Genomic DNA, 16,689 nt, shown 5'->3' with positions numbered 1-16,689 from the left:
GGCTCGAACATCCTATTTCGTTCGTGATGATTTGCTCTCTATATTATTTATCCATATAAAAAAGCTTATTCTCCTATTTACCGAAATAAGCTTCAACAAAATGTTCTTATTCGTATAAAAAAAGTAATGTCACCGATCTTATCGGTAATATTGTTTATCATTGATCCATTTATGAAACCAACTTTTAAACTTTACCACACATTGCCATAATTAGCGAATATTTTTTCATAGAACGTATTTGCTAACAATTTTATATGATGTATTAGCTTAAGACCGGTACCAAAAATGACAAGAAAAAAGGAGGTGCTTCTAAAGGAAACAATCCTCAAAAAACACCCCTTAACCTTTAAATGTCTAACAGTTCTTCTATATCCTCTTTACTTAGTGAAGTAATCATTTTTTCACCAGGCTGGATCACTTTATCGAGTAGTTCCCTTTTTTGCCCTTGCAGCTTATGAATTTTTTCCTCAATGGTGCCGGTCGTAATAAGCTTTGTCACTTGGACAACCTTTTTTTGCCCAAAACGGTACACGCGGTCTGCGGCTTGCTCTTCTACTGCAGGGTTCCACCAAGAATCAAATAAAATTACGGTATCTCCACCAGTTAAGTTTAATCCTGTTCCACCAGCCTTTAAAGAAACTAAAAAGAGTTCCTTTTCTCCGTTATTGAATTGGTTTGCAAGTTCCACGCGCTCTTTCGATGGCGTCGATCCATCGAGGTAGTGGTATTGCCAGCCATATCCTTTTAAACGATCCTGTATAATGCTAAGCATTTGTGTAAATTGACTAAATAATACTACTCTACGTCCTGATGCAATCGCTTCTTCAAGATATTCAAACAAGCGCTCCATTTTTCCAGATTGCCCTTTATAATTAGTCATAAATAAAGCGGGGTGGCAGCAAATTTGCCGTAGACGAGTTAAACCAGCTAATATTTTCATTCTGTTTTCCTGGAATGCCTTAGCAGAAATGGCTTCTTTTGCATCGTTACGAATTAACCTTAACTGAGCTAAATAAAGCTTCTTTTGTTCGTCGGTCAGCTCGGTGTACTGCACCGATTCCATTTTATCTGGCAGTTCGGTTAATACATCTCGCTTTAACCTCCTTAAAACAAATGGACGAATTCTTTTCGCTATTTTTTCCTGCTCCATTGCTTTAAAAGCATTTTTATTTTTAAATAATCCTGGTAAAACTAAGTCAAAAATCGAATAGAGCTCGTTTAAGGAGTTTTCTATTGGTGTTCCACTTAAGGCGAAGGATTGCTTTGCTTGAATCGATTTAACTGCCTTTGCCGTTTGTGTCCAATCGTTTTTGACGTATTGTGCTTCGTCAAGGATTAACGTTGTAAACAGTTTTTCTCGGTACTTTTCTAAATCACGTCGAATTAAAGGGTAAGACGTAATCCATACATCTTTATGAGCAGCTTCATCAAGTGCTTGATTCCGTTCTTCTGCCGATCCACTAATGACCACTGAAGATAATTGTGGTGCGAAGCGCTCTATTTCCTTTTGCCAATTATACACGAGGCTAGAAGGACAAATGATCAGTGTCGTTCCTAATTCACCTTGCTGTTTTTGTGAGACTAAGTACGTGATCATTTGTAGCGTTTTTCCTAGTCCCATATCATCAGCTAAAACGCCGCCAAATCCGTAATGGGAAAGGGAGTGTAGCCATTGAAACCCAATTTTTTGATAATCACGTAACGTTTCATCAAGCTCTTCTGGAACAGTTGTTTCGATCTCGTCCGGGTGCATAATACGTTCTAATAAGCTACGAAATGCCTTTCCTTTTTTTAAAGCATAGCTATTGTTTTCACTTAACTGAAAGGCACGCATTAATGGTACTTTCGTATGCTGTTGGATATCCTTTTGACTTAACTCCAGTTCATCTAGCATGCCTCGCATTTCTTGCAACTCCTCGTCACCTAAATTTAAAAAGGAACCATTGGCGAGACGATAATATTTTTTATTATCTAATAGTGCTTGGAGAATGTCATCGATTTCTGTTTCTGGAATTCCTTCCATCTTGAACTCTACATCTAGTAAATTCATCTTTTCATTTGCTTCTACTTTGATCGTCGGGCGCTCTTGTGGATCATAGACCATTCCTTGTACATTTGATGTTGTAAACACTTCAATGATATTTGAAAGGTTTGGTAAATCTTCCATAACAAAATCAAGTATCATATCAAAATCATCTAAATAAAGCTCACGACCGTTATATTTAAATGGAACCTTTTCTATATGTGATAGTATAAATAATTCTTTTTCAACATCGCGCACAGTTACATGCCCTGAGTATTCCTGTGGCGAATCAAATGGAGAATATTTATCATCCCCATATTGAAAAATAAGTTCTGCTGTTAAGCGGTAGTCGACATAGTCAACGTAAAGCTTACACTCAAGGGGGGCCATATGGATTTTTTCCCGAACACTTTCAATGACATCTACTTCGCCAACCTTTTTTAACTGAGGTAGTACGAGTGATGCAAAGTTTTCGAGCTGATCCTGTGAGATTGTAATCTCTGCTGGATCATATTTCGTCAAATGGTTCAAAAGAAGCTCAATGACATCGCCTTGATCTCCCTCAAGTGCATAAAATCGACCTCGATAAAAAAGTATATGATAATCGGATCCGAAGAACGCAATTTCCTCTTCATTTTCCCATTTAAAATGAAACTGCCCTTTATGGTCTGGAGAATTCCCTATAGAAAATTGAAGTGGTAACGGCCCCTCCACAAATTCATACCCTTTGTACTCCATTCCAAGAACGTCGACAACTACATTGCTTGTTTGGAGCATGTCTAATAGCTCCGTCACTACAGGTGCTGGAATGTCTAGTTTCCTTTTTTCTTCTTTATTTACAGAGCGATATGAATATAAGGAAGATACGCGATCTTGTTCATTCCGCAAATGAAATAGCTTCCATAGCCATTGAAAAATTGCCTCATCTTGTTCTGATAAAACATAGTCTGAAGGATCATAACTAAAATGCTTTGCAAACTTTAGCGTCTCATTTTGATGAACGACACGTAAAAACTCCTTCAAATCTTTCACTACATAAAGTCGTTTAGGGCCGACCTTCATTTCCAACTCAAAGGAAGCTGAGCGAAAGCCTGCCATTTTAGGCTCAAGCTTTAAAATATATTCTACGTCTAACGTCTCACGCTCATGGTGTGTTTCATGCTTTTTCATATATACTTGTTGAAATGACTGAATCATTGCATTTGCTTTTTGCTTTTCCATATAGTCGACTTCATCAAACATCCTTTTTTGCTCACTTCCCTTGTTAATATGTAAAGCTTCACTCTTCTTTTCTATATGAAAAAAAGTATGAGGCTTCTTTTCCTTTATTTCAAATAAAACGGCTACTATATGCTTACATATTCCAGTGTATTTTTCATAAGCTGGACAGCTACAGTAAAATTTTTTAGCATATCGTTCTCCACTCACATGCACATGGACATCATACGTTTCCATCCCATTTACTGTAGCTGAAAAGAACTTTTTTTCCTCGTTCCATGTGAGGTCCTCTACGTTTCCTTCTGAGAAATATGTACTGCCTCTTTTGAATACTAAAGGGTTACAAAGCTCTCTTATACTACTTTTACTTAACTGAAAAAGATCCATCTATTATCACCTGCACTGGAATAGTCTCCGTTTTTCTTAACAGTCTTCCAAAAAGTGAAACGAAATACGTTTTATAGCCGTATTTACTATTGTAACATTGTTACCCTTCCTTTCTAAATATTTGAAAGAAAAGTTCCATTCTTCATTATTGCTAAAGATGTGTGTGATAAGATGAAGAAAGTAGATGGTAAGGAGCGTGCTAATATGTGTGATAAAAAAGACCATTCCCCACGTACCGATACATTTACAGAAGAGGATAAAAAGAAAGCGGAAATGGTTGACACTGTTACTACTGGGGGTATATTCTCTTTGTTTTATTTTTTAGGCGAAATGATTGCGGAGCCTAGAAAAAATAAAGTCAGCTGGTTTATCACAATCACCTTCGTTTTTATTTTTATTACTATACTTATTTTTATATAAAACAATTAGGGGGACTATTTTTTTATGAATAAGCGTATTGCATTAATTTTCTTTATATCTTTAACCGTTTTATTACTTGGTTGTACGACGGAAACAGGGAGTGACATCATTGAATTTGAAGATGAGGGGCTACAAAAGATTGTTAGAGATGCCATCGAAATAGATGATGATGAAGCATTAACGCTTGAAATGGTAAAAGAGATTAACGAGCTATATGCAGCAAATTCCGATATAACGAGCATTTCAGGTCTTGAAAATCTTGAAGCATTACAAAACGTTGAACTTCAAAATAACGACATTGAAGATTTGACTCCTTTAGAAAACATGAGTCAGCTTGAGTATGTTAATGTCACAAACAACCCAATTGATATGGATGAAGATGGTGAAACGATGCTCCTAATCCAATCATTAATAAGTAATGGAATCGTGGTTGAATTCGAAGGTGCTGATGAAGGGAACTCTCCTTCTATGGGTGTATTTTATAAAGTAGAGGAAGGAAGTAATGTCATTTATTTATTCGGCTCCATTCACGTCGGGTCTGAAGATATTTATCCGTTACATGAAGACGTTGAAGCTGCCTTTGCTGAAGCTGACTACTTAGGGCTAGAAATTGACTTTACCGAAGTAAATGAGTTCGAGATCGCACAGCTTACACAAGAGAAGGGTTTATATATGGATGGAAGAACGCTAGAGGGGACAATTGGCACGGATTATTTTGAACTACTAGTTGATATTGTTGAGCCACATGGCTATCCTTCAGAAGTATTAAACTTATTTCAGCCTTGGATGGTCCAGGATCTGTTAATGATGATACGTGGAGAGGATGCAGGATATTATTCTAGCCATGGAATTGACGAATACTTTATGAACCGAGCTGACGGAGAAATTGACATTATCGGCCTTGAAACTGTTGAAAGTCAGCTTAGCGTCATAACAAGCCAATCAGAAGAGCTTCAAATTGAGCAACTCCAGTCTACTCTTGACAATTATGACCAACTTACTGAGGAATTACATGAGTTGATGAGCATTTGGCGTTCCGGTAATATCGACATGATCACTGAATTACGCTATGTAGACGATCACGCAAGTGATGATTATAAGGCATATATGCAAGCGCTAGCTGACGATAGAGATTTCGAAATGACGAATAAAATTGAGGATTTCATTTTAGCTGATACTGGTGAAACATACTTCATTGTCGTAGGTGCGATGCATTTAGTTGGTGAAAACAGTATTGTTGATTTATTAAATGAACGTGGATACGACGTTCAAAATGGATATGAATAACGGACAATTCCTAAACCCAAAAACAAACTCCACTAGTACGGAGTTTGTTTTTTTTATAAAATTTTCGCCTATTTTTAGTAGTAGTGAAAGCTCATCACGATATATGTGGCAAAATTTCTGAAGCCTCATTATTATGCACTTGCAGTTAAAAAGAAGCGTCGCTAATCAAATTCCGCTATAATAGATTGAAACCACCTAAAAGTTAGAATCGTATGAATAATGTATAAATTATAAATTGCTAATGTACTAGTAAATAACTAGAAAAAGGAGCTTTCATATGACAACCCCACAAAACATATTAAAGGATATTAAAAACTCAGTATCTACCGTTTTAGTAGGAAAAGAAGATGTCACCGAACTCGTCGTCATAGCTTTATTAAGTAACGGACACGTGTTACTTGAGGATGTACCCGGAACAGGAAAAACAATGCTTGCAAAGACCATTGCAAAATCGATTGACGCTAAATTTAAAAGAATACAATTTACCCCTGATGTCCTTCCTAGTGATGTGACTGGGATTCAATTTTTCAACCCAAAAGAAAAAGAGTTCGTGATGCGTCCTGGTCCAGTCATGACTAATATTCTTCTAGCAGATGAGATTAACAGAGCAACCCCAAGAACGCAATCTAGTTTACTAGAGGTTATGGAAGAAGGGCAGGTCACGATTGACGGTGAAACGGTAATAACTCCAAAACCTTTTATCGTTTTAGCGACGCAAAACCCCGTTGAATCCCAGCAAGGAACTTTCGCTTTACCTGAGGCGCAGATGGATCGCTTCCTCATGCAAATTAAAGCTGGTTATCCAACTCTCGAGGAAGAACAACAAATGATCAAAATGTATAAGGAAAATCATCCGCTTGAGAAAGTATCGCAAGTCGTCACACTCGATACAATTGAAAAAATGCAAAAAGAAATACAAGATGTGAAAATTACTAGTGTCGTAGAAAAATACTTACTGTCTATTATTAGAGCAACTAGGGAATCTGAGTATGTTGATGTCGGTGTAAGTCCGAGGGGAACCATAGCATTTATGCGTAGCTTGCAAGCAAGAGCATACATACACGGAAGAATGTACGTTACACCTGAAGACGTAAAGCAGCTAGCTTCTCATATACTTGCACATAGACTCGTGTTAACAATTGATAGTGCAATGAGAAACACGAAGGAAGAAGTGCTCCAAACGATATTATCGAACGTAGATGTTCCCGTAGAAGCAGGGGCTGTTGAAGAATGACTCGTTGGAAAAAGGAAATAACCTTCACTAGAAAGTATTATGCTTTCGGTTACATGATTCCTGCCATGGCTATTCTATCATTTGTTACTGGAGAGCTTATTCTTTTTAGCTTAACTATCCTTTCACTCGCCGTCTTTCTGATTAATAATTTATATTTAAAGTATGTTTCTAAACACATTTTTATATCTGAAGGTGCATTAACGAAAAGACTTTTTCCAGAGGAAAGAACAACATTAACAGTCCCTTTTGAAAACAAAGGGAAAATTCCTTTTTTTCTTGTGAAGGCATCTTTTTATCTTTATTATCCAGATGAGTCAGTTAAGGTTGTTTCATCAGAGGATATTTCGAATTATTATTCCAATTATGAAAGTCCATTTTCTATCGCTCCCCTTACTAAACGTAAAGTTGGGATTCATTTAGAAGCATTAAAGCGCGGAATCGCGCAGTTAAATGACATTCAAGTAGACATTTATGATTTATTCAAATTTACCCATATTCGTTTAAAGTACCAAGGCTTTTATCGTGCAGAAGCGCTCGTTTACCCTTCTCCAATAGCGATTAGCGGTCTTGAAAAAATTGTTAAACAAGAAAAGGGAGACCATCCACAACCTAGCGCAGTTAATGAGGATGTGCTAATGACAATGGGGAACCGTGATTATGTGTCTACAGATCCTTTTAATCGTATAAACTGGAAAGCATCCGCACGTACAAATGAACTTCAGACGAAGATATTTGAAAAAGTGACAATTTCTCAATGGACGATAGTCGTTAATATTCGTGGTGAAAACAGCATGGTTCCTACAATATCAAATTTAGAGGAAGTATTAAGCCAAGTGACATACGCATGCCAGTTTGCAACAAAACAACAGATCTCTTTTGAAATGTATATCAACATTAGAGTTCCTAGATCTTCTGTAGGAATGCACCTACCGTTAAGTAGCGGGAAAACACATCTTGTCAAAGCATTAGAAATTCTCGCTAGAATAAGGAGGTCAAATTTAACTATCCCAATTGAATATACCCTTGATGGAATCATGAAATCAACTGATACTAAGCCTTTTATTCTTCATTTTGGAGCTTTAAATGCGGAGGAAGCTATTCATTACAAGCAAATGAGAGGTGGAACGATTCATGTTGTAAATAGCAACGGTGGAAGTGCCCATCTTGAATCAGTTGGGGGGGTGGAACATGATGAAAAGCTGGCAAAGTGAATGTATTCGTTGGGGGCATTATGGACAAGATCTCCTCCTCCTCTACTTAATATTAATGCCGATTTATGCTACAGAACAGCGGTTTCCACCTGCTATTCCATTTTTAATTATTAGTATTTCGTCGGCGATAATTTTGGGGTTAGTGCTCAAAAAAACAAACTCTGTGAAACTAACAGTATTACTTTGCCCACTCATTGTAGGGATGAGTGTATGGCTTGAATTTCCTCTACTGTTAGCTATCTTTTTCTCACTTATTTTTTGTTGGCGCGTCATTACTCATGTCGACGATGCTGAACTCGATAACGAGCTCAACTTGTTTTTCTACACTTTCTTCGTTGGGCTGTTTTACTACTTTGCATTCCATCATTTTGATGAGAGGATATTTTTCTTCATTTTCATATTTGTCCAGCTAGTAGTAACTCTCGGCTTGAAAATACTAAGCAGTATCTTTCATTCAACGACTAGTGGAAAAAAATCAACACAAGTAAAATGGTTGTTTGGCGGTTTAACTGTTATCGTTATTTCTTCTATTATCGTTGCTTTTAGCTATCCACTATTTGCGAAAATACTCGTTTTTACTTTTAACGGAATAGCGCATATACTAGCGCTTATTGCTGCTCCTTTTTTAATGCTCGTTCAATGGCTCGCTAAAGATACGATGCCACAAGAAGGGGAGATTGTAGAAGAAAGCTCAGGTGGGGAACAAATCGAACAGGGCTTCGAGGCAAGTCCGCCGATCGTAGATACTAGTGAAGTATTCTACGGTGTGCTCATCATACTGCTGATCGCTGGTGTTATTACAGCCTTAATAAAAATGAGAAGGACGACATTGAACAAGAAAACTCCTGTCATAGCTGATGAGCAAGAAAGTGCTGTTTCACCAATGCAGAGGTCAACAAACTTTTCACTAAAAACTTTATTCACGATAAAAAATGAAGTGCGAAAGCAGCTTTTTCAACTTGAAATAAAGCTATCAAAGCTTGGATTAGGCAGGAAACCCGATCAAACTTTAGAAGAATGGCTTTCGTCATTAGAGGTAGAAGCTTCCCTAAAACACACCATCATACATACGTATGAAAAGGTTCGCTATGGAGAAATGGACATTAAACGTGAAGATCGTGTTATTTATAAACAGGCGATTAAACAGGTGATAAAGCAATTAAAAGAATCGTGACAAAAGAGGCAGAGGATGACTCAAAAGGTGAAACTTCGACCTTTTGAGTCATCCTTCAATGTGCGGAGCCGCAATCTCTTAAAGCCTATTATAAGTCGATTTCTTATAGCGGGCGCGCGGCGAGTGGCGTCATTGCCAGAAATGATATTAGCTTTAGGGACAGCAACGTTGTTTAAACTAACTCCCCTTTATATAAACGCTTTTCGTACATAGTCAAAGACAATTTTTTACCTAATTGAAGTAGCTTTTGAACCTCTTGCTCTGTCACAAGAGAAATGACCGTCCCCTCTTGCCCAGCTCGCCCTGTTCTTCCGGCCCGATGCTTATATTGCTCTGCATCCCTCGGAACATCTAATTGAAACACATGCGTCAGTTCCTTAATATCTAATCCTCTTGAGGCCACATCTGTCGCGAGTAACAGTGGCGTACGTTTTTCACGAAATTGTCTCAATGCTTGTTCCCTCTCTTGCTTCGTTGTTTCACTATGAAGTAAACCTAATGGCATGCCATCGTACTCTAATTTAGCCGCATATGTTGAAAGTAATTGAATATCATTTGAAAAAGCTAATGCCCGTAATCCTTTTAGATTTATAAGCCGTCTTAGCGTTGTCATTTTATCTCTTTGCTCACAGATAATATAGACATGCTCTACATTATTTGCTTCTTCATCTAACTTCACTCGTACCACTTTTGCATCGTTCATTCGAATCTTCGCCTTTTCCTCTACAAGTTCATTTAAAGTTGCAGAGAAAACTAAAATTTGACGATCCTTTAACGTTGACTTTAATACATGATCTATTTGTTTTTGATGTTCGTTTGAGAAAAGTTGATCTGCTTCATCAAACACGACCGTTTTCACTTCATGAACCTTCAACTTCTTCTGCTGCATTAGCTCAACAGCTCTTCCTGGAGTTGCTACAACAATTTGCGGCTTCTTCTTCAGTTTATCTATTTGCCTCTTTACATTCGCACCACCAATAAGTGCTGCTCTGCCGATACTGCTCCCTTCTGTCCATATGCGAATTTCTTCTAAAATTTGCATAACAAGCTCTCGTGATGATGCAAAGATAAGTACTTGCATCTCCTTTTTATTAACATCAATTTTTTCTAATGTTGGCAACAAATAGGCAAGCGTTTTTCCCGTACCTGTTGGTGATTCTGCAATAATATCTTGTCCCTCTAAAATAGCAGGAATGACTTGCTTTTGAATTTCTGTTACCTCTTTAAAATGAGATTTTTTCCAAGCCTCTTGTAAAAATGGCTGAAAACTATGTATGATAGACGATGTATGACTCATTTGCTACTCCTTTTTTCGAACAGTGTATTTTTATATCTGAACTTGATTTTATCTTACTTTTCAACCGAGTTCAAAATATGAACGGAATTTTTTAATCAACTATATTAATTATAAAGGTGACGATGTTACTATGAGTATTTTAACGGTAAAAAATTTAAGCCATGGTTTCGGTGATAGAGCTATTTTTAATAATGTTTCTTTTCGATTATTGAAGGGCGAACACATTGGGCTCATCGGTGCCAATGGTGAAGGGAAATCGACTTTTATGAATATTATTACCCGTCAATTAGATCCAGACGATGGAAAAATTGAATGGGCTAAAAATGTACGGGTTGGCTTTCTCGATCAACATACTGTATTAGAAAAAGGTAAAACGATACGTGATGTTCTTAAAGATGCTTTTAAGTATTTGTATGACATGGAAGCAGATATGAATGCGATGTATGAAAAAATGGGGGATGTTGACCCCGATGAAATGACGAAGCTGCTTGAAGAGGTTGGCACGATTCAAGACATGTTAACGAACAACGACTTTTACACAATTGACGCAAAAGTAGAGGAAATTGCACGTGGACTAGGTTTAGACGAAATTGGTTTAGACCGTGATGTTAACGATTTAAGTGGTGGGCAACGTACGAAAATATTATTAGCAAAGCTCCTTTTAGAAAAGCCAGATATATTATTATTGGATGAGCCTACTAACTATTTAGATGAGCAACACATCGAGTGGCTAAAGCGTTACTTACAAGATTATGAAAATGCATTTATTTTAATTTCGCATGACATTCCATTTTTAAATAGTGTCATTAACTTAATTTATCATATGGAAAACCAAGAGCTTAATCGTTATGTCGGTGACTATGATCATTTTCAACACGTATACGAAGTTAAGAAACAACAGCTAGAATCAGCTTATAAAAAGCAGCAGCAGGAAATTTCTGAGTTAAAAGATTTTGTTGCTCGTAATAAAGCGCGTGTAGCTACACGTAACATGGCTATGTCACGACAAAAAAAGCTCGATAAAATGGATGTCATCGAGCTCGCAAAAGAGAAACCAAAGCCAGAGTTTCACTTTAAAATGGCTCGTACTCCTAGTAAGACCATCTTCGAAGCAAAAGACTTAGTCATCGGGTATGATGAACCGTTATCAAAGCCGTTGAACTTGCGCATGGAAAGAGGACAAAAAATTGCTTTAGTGGGTGCAAACGGAATTGGAAAGACTACCCTCTTAAGAAGCTTATTAGGCGAAATTAAACCGATAAGCGGGAATGTCGAGCGCGGTGAATTTTTAGAAATTGGTTATTTCGAGCAAGAAATTAAAGTAGATAACCAAAACACATGTATTGAAGAAGTGTGGAATGAATTTCCTAGTTTAAATCAAGCGGAAGTGCGCGCTGCATTAGCGAAATGCGGTCTCACAACGAAGCATATTGAAAGTAAAGTAGCTGTTTTAAGTGGTGGTGAAAAAGCTAAAGTGAGACTCTGTAAGCTTATTAATAATGAAACAAATGTACTCGTTCTCGATGAGCCTACTAATCACCTTGATGTTGATGCAAAAGAAGAGCTAAAGCGGGCATTAAAAGCTTATTCTGGAAGTATCCTTTTAATTAGCCATGAGCCAGAGTTTTACCAAGAGGTTGTAACAGACATTTGGAACGGTGAAAACTGGACAACGAAAGTATTTTAATGAGTTAATTGTAGCTTGCTTTTGACGTATATTGAGTTCTGAATCGGATTCTCTATGCAGCATGCCAACCTTAAGCGTATAAAGGGATTGCCTATCTAGTAGGGATTTTTTCAGAATAAAGGGGTTGGCTATGTAAAGCGATTTCTGTAGAGGAAAGGGATTTGCTATGCAATGGCAAACCTTGGCTTAAAAAATTGATTGAAGGGTAGATGGCATGCCGCCATACTACCTTTTTCTACATTTATTGGCGTTCATGTGAAGGAACTAGATATCATGTTTTCTTTACATTTTAGTGTGGCTTACTTTCGTGATGGGGTATTAAATCATGGTTTATGTCCCGTCAGACTATGCTCACTCTCACGACGGGATTTTATTTCGTGTTTTATATCCACTCAGACTATGCTCACTCTCACGACGGGATTTTATTTCGTGTTTTATATCCACTCAGACTATGCTCACTCTCACGACGAGATTTTATTTCGTGTTTTATATCCACTCAGACTAGACTCATCATCACGACGGGATTTTATTTCGTGTTTTATATCCACTCAGACTAGACTCACCATCACAACGAGATTTTATTTCGTGTTTTATATCCACTCAGACTAGACTCACCATCACAACGAGATTTTATTTCGTGTTTTATATCCACTCAGACTAGACTCACCATCACAACGAGATTTTATTTCGTGTTTTATATCCACTCAGACTAGACTCACCATCACAACGAGATTTTATTTCGTGTTTTATATCCACTCAGACTAGACTCACTCTCACGACGGGATTTTATATAACGTTTATCTACTTTTAGTCAAACTTCCACAAAGTACGTGTGGCCATACTCATATACATTCCATCGGACCTATTTCTAAATTGGTTATTAAACACATCCTTGCCTCGTTCGTATTTCATGTGAAGTACAAATGACAATTAAAAGAAGTACAAAAACGCTCGGTTTAGCATGTACATTTTTGATTTTTCATGTATACTACAACTTTACATCGAGTAGCGGGCCTGATAGCCTTTAATGGCTAGCCATTCCTTCCCCATGCTGACTTCCTGGCTGTATAATCATGCCATAAAAAGAAAACAGCCCCTCATTCTCCATCAAAAAGAGGGACTGAAAAAGAACAGAATAACTTTTTCAGTCCCTCCTTTAATAAAATAATAAGGGGCCATTTTCAACTTTAATCATGGCCTTTCTAAGGAGAAAAGATCACCTAGCTTCGTATAATCTTTTCCACCTAGCCGAGCAACGGGCTTCAGTTTTTTCACATCTATTTTTCCTTCTTTATACACCGAGTCAGCTATATGATATTGGACTACTCTGCCAATAATGAAATCGGTTATCGTAGTATCTTCTTGAAAGACAAGATGCTTTTCGAGCATACATTCCATTCTCACAGCTGCTTCCTTTAACCCTGGTGTCTTTACTCGAATACTATCGATAAGGGAAAGTCCTCCCCTCTTCACTTCGCTTTCATCGGGAGGCAGGTTTGCAGCAGCTTGATTTGCAGCTTCTACGTTTTCTTCATCGGTAACATGTACAACAAACTCTTTCCCATCCAAAATGTTTCGGGATGTGTCCTTCATTATTCCATTTTTCCGGCCAATCGATAATGATATTAGTGGTGGCTCAGATGAAACGACATTAAAAAAACTAAATGGTGCTGCGTTAACTACGCCTTCAGTTGATATAGATGTCACAAAAGCAATAGGTCTAGGTAAAATAGCGCTTGTTAACATACTATAGTTCTCTTTTTTACTTAAGGAATGTGGGTTTATACTTACCATAGAAGGAAACACTCCCTACATATTTTTTTCATACCATGCTTTCACTTGATCTATCTCTTCTCTCGTCAGCTGATGTCCTTGATTTGCCCAAAACACGTCTACTGCTGCTCCCGCTTCAGAAAGAGTCTTATCTAGCTCCTTTGTTTCTTCTGGTGGACAAATAGGGTCATTTGCACCAGCCCCAATAAAGACAGAAATTCCTTGTAGCGAAGGAATGTCAATACCACGACGCGGAACCATCGGATGCAATAGTGCCGCTCCCTTTAACGATTTTTCATAATGATAAAGCAGGCTTCCAGCGATATTTGCTCCGTTGGAATATCCTACAGCAACGACGTGTTTACGCTCAAATTCATACTGCTCTGCTGCTTGATCAACGAAATCTTTTAATTCCTTCGTTCGGTTTATTAAATCTTCTTCATCGAATACTCCTTCTGCAAGTCTTCGAAAAAAACGATTCATGCCGTTCTCATCGACATTACCCCTTACACTTAATACAGCAGCACCAGGGTCAATCATTTCCGAAATTGGTATCAAATCATGTTCATCTCCGCCAGTACCATGTAATAGTAACAAAGTGTTCTGATTACCAGCTTCTCCTTTTTTAAACACATGTTTCATTGACATTTGATTAGCCGCCTCCATTTTCTCCAATCATCTTACTATAAAAAAGTAAGTAATAATATTATATAATAATGAAATTATTCAATTCAAATGTAACGCTCTTCGATAACCTTTGCACTCGCCTAAAAATCTACATAATTCGACAAAATAGTTGTCTCATATTACTGCAGCAACTATAATAAAAATAGCGTTTACAACTAGTTTTACTATCACTTTTCATCAGGAGGATTCTAATATGAAAAAAAGAAAGCATCTGATAATGCTTTACATTACGGCCTTTATCTTTTTTCTTTCCATTGCTGTTCATGTATTACACCGTCATTTCCACTTTTTAGAAGGGTATTTCTTGTCTCACCACAATCATTCATCACATAGTTTTTCTATTCCTTTAAATATTTTAGTAGTTATTCCTTTTATTTTCTTATTAACTAGCGTAATTTTATATTATAAGAATAAAGAGCATCAGCAAATTTCGTTATTCATTATGCTCTCATTAACATTGAGTAGCATATCACTTATTGCTGGTGGTGATGGTTTAGTTGAATACCATTTCTCGATTTTTATGGTGTTAGCTGTGTTAGCATACTACGAAAGCATTCGTTTAATTATTTTCAGTACTATTATTTTTGCTATTCAGCACTTTGGCGGATACCTTGTTGCACCTGAGTTGATTACCGGCACAGCTGATTATCCTTTTAGTCTTTTGCTCATTCATGCTGTATTTTTAATATTTACAAGTAGTGTTCTTATCATCCAAATTAATATTAGAAATCAATATGTAAAAGAATTAACGAAAAAGGAAGAAGAGCAAAGAGATGTTTTAGAGAAGGTTACGACTAAATTAACAAGTACATCAAAGGACGTTTTACAAAGCATTGAACAACTAAACTTAGGTGTAAAGGAATCAGTTGCTGCTACTGGTGAAATAACAAATTCAATTCATACCATTACCGAAGGGGCTACAGAGCAACTGCAAGTTGCTAGAGTTAGCTATAACTCAATAGAGGACGTTTCTTCTGATATACAACTTATTAGGGAACAAATGAGACGTTCAAAGGACTCTTCAAGTAGCACGCGATCACTTGCACAATCTGGATCAAAAAGTATGATAAATACGGAGGGCCAAATGAAGGACATTTCAAATGCAGTACAACAAATGAACGAAGTTGTCGATCGACTACAAGAGCGTTCTTCCAAAATTCAGCAATCGGTCACTTATATGTCTGACATTGCAGAGCAAACAAATCTATTAGCTCTCAATGCAGCTATCGAAGCTGCCCGAGCTGGTGAATCAGGAAGAGGCTTTGCTGTAGTTGCAGATGAAGTTAGAAAGTTAGCCGATCAATCTGGTCATTATGCTCACCATGTTGCGAGCATTATAGAAGATTTATTAAAGGAAACGCAAGAGATTAGTATCGTTATGTCCGAAACGACGCAACAAGTAATGGAAGGTGCAGACCAATTATCATCTACAGGTGAGGTCTTTGAAAAAATCGTTGCTCAAACGGAAGTCGTCCACCATGATATAGGCGCTTCCTTTAAAATGTGTCAATCAATAGTAGAGAAAGTAGAAACGCTAAAAGCATCCATCAATGAAATGACAGATGTTTCAGAAGAATATAAAGCGAGTTCGGAGAATATGTCTGCTACAGCTGAAGAACAATTAGCAACGTATGAGAATTTTACCGACACGACTACACAATTAAAAGATATGATGGAAGAACTCGATGCCATTGTTGCTAGCTTTACAAAAAAAACTTAAATACTCATGAAAAAATGAGGGGACTTAAAGGTAAAATCAACCTTTGAGTCCCCTCTTACACATCATATAAAATACATATTATAAACAATATTAATGCCTGAAACGACCGATTACATAGTAGGAATGATTATTTTCAACTATGTACTTTTTTTTCATAGCTTTTTTTCGCCAAAAATATTCTAATATCTTTTGGCGTTAACCCCAAATCTCTCGCTTCCTTCAATAAACCTTTCCACTCCTCATCTACTGCCACCATCTTCATGTTCCCCAAAAACATCAAACCCCTTTCCGATAATCTTGCCTACTAGGTAACCCGGCTATCATAGACATTAAACATTTAGCCCTTAGATCCGTAGTTTTGCGCCTCTACTTTTCAATAGATTTGCCTTTATCTGGTAGGAGTTTTTAGTTTACCTGCAACAAAAGACTCAAAACTTTTCACCCTATTTTTCTGATTTATCAGATTATAAATCCGATGCCAAACTATTATGAACACCCCCACAGTGTTTTATAGTTCTTATTATCTATCACTATAAATAAAAAAGGTTAAAATGGAGTTAAAATTTTGTAT

General features: G+C 37.1%; 12 protein-coding genes and 1 riboswitch. Of the genes, 7 read left to right on the top strand and 5 right to left on the bottom strand.

Translation table 11 applies throughout. The annotated features are described in order from the left end of the window. Positions 1-346: 346 nt before the first annotated feature. A complete protein-coding gene (locus BCELL_RS03900; RefSeq protein ID WP_013487377.1) occupies positions 347-3,628 on the bottom strand; it encodes an SNF2 helicase associated domain-containing protein in 3,282 nt (1,093 codons plus the stop codon). 171 nt (positions 3,629-3,799) lie between these two features. Here BCELL_RS03900 and BCELL_RS03895 point away from each other — a divergent pair, with 171 nt between their 5' ends. From BCELL_RS03895 to BCELL_RS03875, 5 genes are all read left to right on the top strand, one after another. Then, positions 3,800-4,048 (top strand): hypothetical protein, encoded by a 249-nt coding sequence (locus BCELL_RS03895; RefSeq protein WP_157184170.1) that lies wholly within the window; start codon positions 3,800-3,802, stop codon positions 4,046-4,048. Between the two features lie 24 nt (positions 4,049-4,072). After that, on the top strand, positions 4,073-5,335 hold the full coding sequence (locus tag BCELL_RS03890) for a TraB/GumN family protein (RefSeq protein ID WP_013487375.1): 1,263 nt from the start codon (positions 4,073-4,075) through the stop codon (positions 5,333-5,335). A gap of 277 nt (positions 5,336-5,612) precedes the next feature. Further along, a complete protein-coding gene (locus tag BCELL_RS03885; RefSeq protein ID WP_013487374.1) occupies positions 5,613-6,569 on the top strand; it encodes an AAA family ATPase in 957 nt (318 codons plus the stop codon). After that, positions 6,566-7,780, top strand: coding sequence for a DUF58 domain-containing protein (locus BCELL_RS03880; RefSeq protein ID WP_013487373.1), 1,215 nt, complete (start codon positions 6,566-6,568; stop codon positions 7,778-7,780). Before BCELL_RS03885 ends, BCELL_RS03880 begins: the two co-directional genes overlap by 4 nt. Beyond that, positions 7,758-8,954: a hypothetical protein gene (locus tag BCELL_RS03875; RefSeq protein WP_041808128.1), complete on the top strand. Its 1,197-nt coding sequence runs from the start codon at positions 7,758-7,760 to the stop codon at positions 8,952-8,954. The genes BCELL_RS03880 and BCELL_RS03875 overlap by 23 nt, the downstream gene beginning before the upstream one ends. 172 nt (positions 8,955-9,126) lie before the next feature. Here BCELL_RS03875 and BCELL_RS03870 read toward each other — a convergent pair whose 3' ends face one another. Beyond that, positions 9,127-10,251, bottom strand: a complete 1,125-nt coding sequence (locus BCELL_RS03870; protein ID WP_013487370.1) for a DEAD/DEAH box helicase — start codon at positions 10,249-10,251, stop codon at positions 9,127-9,129. A 130-nt stretch (positions 10,252-10,381) separates the two neighbouring features. On the opposite strand from BCELL_RS03870, the gene BCELL_RS03865 reads away from it, so the two are divergent. Further along, a complete protein-coding gene (locus BCELL_RS03865) occupies positions 10,382-11,938 on the top strand; it encodes an ABC-F family ATP-binding cassette domain-containing protein (protein WP_013487369.1) in 1,557 nt (518 codons plus the stop codon). A 1,191-nt stretch (positions 11,939-13,129) separates the two neighbouring features. Here the strand turns inward: BCELL_RS03865 and BCELL_RS03860 are convergent. Both BCELL_RS03860 and BCELL_RS03855 read right to left on the bottom strand, forming a co-directional pair. Further along, positions 13,130-13,732: a flavin reductase family protein gene (locus BCELL_RS03860; protein ID WP_013487368.1), complete on the bottom strand. Its 603-nt coding sequence runs from the start codon at positions 13,730-13,732 to the stop codon at positions 13,130-13,132. 15 nt (positions 13,733-13,747) lie between these two features. Beyond that, complete coding sequence (locus BCELL_RS03855; protein WP_041808599.1) at positions 13,748-14,353, bottom strand: alpha/beta hydrolase; 606 nt, start codon at positions 14,351-14,353, stop codon at positions 13,748-13,750. Between the two features lie 238 nt (positions 14,354-14,591). Between BCELL_RS03855 and BCELL_RS03850 the strand changes: the two genes are divergently transcribed. Further along, positions 14,592-16,118, top strand: coding sequence for a methyl-accepting chemotaxis protein (locus BCELL_RS03850; protein WP_013487366.1), 1,527 nt, complete (start codon positions 14,592-14,594; stop codon positions 16,116-16,118). Between the two features lie 133 nt (positions 16,119-16,251). Here BCELL_RS03850 and BCELL_RS21965 read toward each other — a convergent pair whose 3' ends face one another. Beyond that, positions 16,252-16,380, bottom strand: a complete 129-nt coding sequence (locus BCELL_RS21965) for an anti-repressor SinI family protein (RefSeq protein WP_157184259.1) — start codon at positions 16,378-16,380, stop codon at positions 16,252-16,254. Between the two features lie 42 nt (positions 16,381-16,422). After that, a riboswitch (cyclic di-GMP riboswitch) is annotated at positions 16,423-16,515 on the bottom strand. Positions 16,516-16,689: the final 174 nt, after the last annotated feature.

Origin of the sequence: Evansella cellulosilytica DSM 2522, from assembly GCF_000177235.2 — a bacterium.
GTDB classification, from domain to species: domain Bacteria; phylum Bacillota; class Bacilli; order Bacillales; family Salisediminibacteriaceae; genus Evansella; species Evansella cellulosilytica.
Note: the sequence above shows the minus strand (reverse complement) of the source record. Positions and strands in the feature narration are given on the sequence as shown.